4 protein-coding genes are annotated in these 3,398 nt (G+C 65.6%); 2 read left to right on the top strand and 2 right to left on the bottom strand.

Features of this window, described 5'->3' with window-relative positions; all coding sequences use genetic code 11:
• Positions 1-363: 363 nt before the first annotated feature.
• Complete coding sequence (locus tag D7Y15_RS42825) at positions 364-867, top strand: restriction endonuclease (RefSeq protein ID WP_158629222.1); 504 nt, start codon at positions 364-366, stop codon at positions 865-867.
• Positions 868-978: 111 nt separating this feature from the next.
• Here the strand turns inward: D7Y15_RS42825 and D7Y15_RS45055 are convergent, their stop codons facing one another.
• Together D7Y15_RS45055 and D7Y15_RS45060 are read right to left on the bottom strand one after the other, a co-directional pair.
• On the bottom strand, positions 979-1,155 hold the full coding sequence (locus D7Y15_RS45055) for a hypothetical protein (RefSeq protein ID WP_158629223.1): 177 nt from the start codon (positions 1,153-1,155) through the stop codon (positions 979-981).
• Positions 1,156-1,393: 238 nt separating this feature from the next.
• A complete protein-coding gene (locus D7Y15_RS45060; protein ID WP_126933858.1) occupies positions 1,394-1,708 on the bottom strand; it encodes a hypothetical protein in 315 nt (104 codons plus the stop codon).
• A gap of 91 nt (positions 1,709-1,799) precedes the next feature.
• Between D7Y15_RS45060 and D7Y15_RS42830 the strand changes: the two genes are divergently transcribed.
• Complete coding sequence (locus D7Y15_RS42830) at positions 1,800-3,338, top strand: OmpA family protein (RefSeq protein ID WP_158629224.1); 1,539 nt, start codon at positions 1,800-1,802, stop codon at positions 3,336-3,338.
• The last annotated feature ends 60 nt before the right edge of the window (positions 3,339-3,398 follow it).

Genomic DNA, 3,398 nt, shown 5'->3' on the forward strand with positions numbered 1-3,398 from the left:
CTGCCCCAGGTGCGCCGGCGGCTCCAGCATCTGCTGCTGCGCCGCCTCGGCCATTGTCCGCTGTGCCTCCGCAGACTCGGCGCTCGCGCTCCTCCTCGAGGACCGTCACGCATCTGATCAAGTAGTATTAGGGCTACAGTGCCTCGCGGAAGCGCGGACTTCAAACAAGATAGGCTGGAACTGCCAAAGTCGCTTGGCTACAAGTTGTCGGGCAATGAGAGAGAGCGCGTGCTTGTGTCGAGAGCGCGAGATATAGGTGCTCCGCTCATTTTTTTCTTTGGAGTCAGGCCCTCCGTATATCGCCCAATCTGGCCTGTGTTCGTCGGCGGGGTTGATTCAACTACGGGTGAATGCTCCGTTCTGTTGGAACCAGGAAGGTTCGACATTCAGCGCATTGGCGCGCCTCCAGCCCTCATTTCGGAACCTGAGTTTCAAATTCAAATTGCCGAGGTGAATCAGGAATTGTTGGAGTGGTTGGCTAGGCATCCTGAGCGGCTTAGGGATTTGAGTTCTCGGAAGTTTGAGCAGGTTGTGGCTGAGATACTTGTGAATCAGGGATTTGAGGTTGTGCTTACAGGGCAGACGAGAGATGGCGGGCGTGACATTCAGGCTGCTCACAAGGGGCCATTTGGTACGTTTATGTACTATGTTGAGTGCAAGCGCTATGCTGAGGACCGTCACGTCGGTGTGGAGATCGTCCGTAATCTCTATGGGGTAGTCCAGCATTCGCGAGTTACGGCAGGGATTCTTGCCACCACCTCGTCGTTTACTCCTGGCGCTGTCAGTTTTGCGCAAGAGGTTCAGTATCAGTTGAGCTTAAGGGATTTTGTGGCGCTCAAGGGGTGGCTTGGGAAATATCTAAAATGAGCTGTTGATTTTGTTTGACTGTTCGATGGTGAAGGCTGGTTTTGGGTGGCAGAACTGCCCGTGTCCGCACCTCCCTGTCCGCTTGAGGGCAGGGAGGCCGGGCACTGGGGGTTACAGACCGCAGACGTACGGACCCCCTTGGTTCTTGCAGGCGTCGTAGCGGATGCACCAGCCGTCCGGCGTCGAATAGGCATACATGTAGAAGCCATTCGCGCAGCGGACGTGGTCCGTGGGAATACGGCACCAGCCGACATCGGTGTCCGGATCACAGCTGGTCGGTGGTGCCATGGCGTGCACCGGACGGCCTGACTCCGAGGACTGCGTCTCCGACGGTGCTTCCTGCGCTGCTTCAGGCCCGCAGGCGACGAGAAGCATCGCAGCGCCAACCGCCATTCCAACTGACTTCGCGAACGAATGCCATTGCATGGCTGTCTCCGTGATGGGGTAGGGACCGCTGGATTAGTCTAGCTTGGAAATCCGAATTGGAAGCCATGGCCCGAGTTACAATCGGCAGCGACTGGAATCGTCACTGCGGACAGATAATTTCGGGACCCTGGCTGTACTTGCAGACGTCGCGCGGGATGCACCAGCCATCCGGTGTCCAGATGGCATACATCTCGATGCCGTTGTTGCAGGGCACGCGGTCGCTGTAGACGCGACACCAGCCGACATCCACGCTTTCGTCACAGCTGTTGGGCGGAGTCATGGCGCGCACCGGGCGGTCTGATGCCGACGCCTGGTCCGCGGGGGATGCCTCCTGCGCGGCTTCGGGGCCGCATCCGGCGAACAGCAACGCGCCAACCAACAGGCTCCAAGACTTCTTTGACGGCTGCATTTGCATGAGCGTGTCTCCAAGCGGAGAGGGGAGTCTAACCGCCATTCTCCTTCGCCCCGGGCGGGTCCTGACGGATGATGCGCGCATGGGTCCGGCCTTGCACCGATGCGCAGTGGGCGGGGCCGCGCTGGGGCTGCTGCTGCTCGCAACCCCCGCGCGTGCCCAGGACGCCACGCCCCTGCCCACGTTCTCCCTGGAGCGCCTGGACCCGAACCCGGGCCTGGGGCCCCTGACGATGGGGAGCGGGGAGCTGCTGGCGCCCGGCGCGCTGCGCATCTCCCTGCTGGCGCACTACCAGCGGAGATCGCTGACGGTCCGTAACGGGCCGGACGAATACCCGCTCGTCCTGTCCCGGACCACCGGCGTGGTGTCGCTGGCCGTCGGCGTGCTGCCCTGGCTGGAGCTTCAGGCCCAGCTCCCTGGCGTCATCCATCAGAGCGGCGCGGACGTGAGCACCGTGCTGTCCATCTCCCCGCCGTCACGCAGCGGGCTGGGGGCGCCGCGGCTCGCGGCCCGACTGGGGCTGCTGGGGACCACCGCTCCCGAGGCCTTCCATCTGGCGCTCGACCTGGACGTGCGGTTGCCGGTGGGTGGTTCGGGCGCACTCGCGCGTGATCAGGGCGTCCGTGGACAGGGACGGATCATGATGGGCAAGCGCTGGGGGCCCGTGGCTCCGGCGCTGGAAGTGGGCGTGCTCCTGCGTCGCGCCGTTTCGACGGACTCCGGCGTGGACAGCCTCAACGGCGTGGGCAACGAGCTGAGGGCCGGGGTGGGGCTGACCGTAGGGTACGCCCTGCGCGCGGAGGTGTCGGCGCTCGGCGCGTACTCGTGGCGGCAGCAGCGCACCAGCGGAGAGCTGCTGGGCGGCCTGCGATACGCACCGGCCCGGCCCTGGGAGTTCTTCGCGTTGGGTGGGGCGGGCCTGGGCGCGGAGCCGGGGGCGCCCCGATACCGGGTGCTCGCGGGCTTCGCGCTTCTCTTCGACAAGCCGCCACCTCCGCCCCCGGAGGACATCGTCTACGAGCTGGTCCAGGGGCTCCCGCGTGCCCCTGCCGAGCCACAGCTCGAACCCGAACCCACGCCTTCCGAACCTCCACCTCCCGAGCCCGCCAAGGACGAGCCGGTCTCCGAGACCGACTCGGATGGTGACGGTGTCGTGGATGTGTTGGACGCCTGCATCCACGAGCGGGGAACCCGAGAGCACGGCGGCTGCCCGGAGACGGGTGACTCGCTCGTCTCCCTGACCCGCGAGCGCCTCGTCCTCCATGGCCAGGTCTTCTTCGAGGTCGGCGCGACGACGCTGCCGGGCCGCTCGCGCGTCCTGGATCAGGTCGCGCGGGTGCTGCTGGAGCATCCCGAAGTGGAGCGCGTCGTCATCGAAGGGCACACGGATGCGGAGGGGTCGTCCGCATCCAACCAGCGCCTGTCCCTGGCTCGCGCGGAGGCGGTGCGCGACTACCTGGTGCGAAAGGGCGTTCCAGCTCACCGCTTGGAAGCCCGGGGCCTCGGTGCGCGCCGGCCCGCGGGCTCCAACGGAACGTCGGCGGGCCGGGGCGAGAACCGCCGCGCGGAGCTGCTGCTGATCCTGGGCGAGCCCACGTCGGCCCGCACCGTCCCCGCGCCTCCTCCCCCCTGAGTCCAGGAGGGCCTCCCCGGCGGAGGCACCCTGCGGAAACCTGTCCGACAGTCGGACAGC

The organism is Corallococcus sp. AB030, from assembly GCF_003668965.1.
Lineage (GTDB): Bacteria > Myxococcota > Myxococcia > Myxococcales > Myxococcaceae > Corallococcus > Corallococcus exiguus.

Coding starts and splice junctions, on each gene's coding strand:
- D7Y15_RS45055 (WP_158629223.1), bottom strand. CDS start 1,155: ATGGCACCACCGACCAGCTGTGATCCGGACACCGATGTCGGCTGGTGC.
- D7Y15_RS45060 (WP_126933858.1), bottom strand. CDS start 1,708: ATGCAAATGCAGCCGTCAAAGAAGTCTTGGAGCCTGTTGGTTGGCGCG.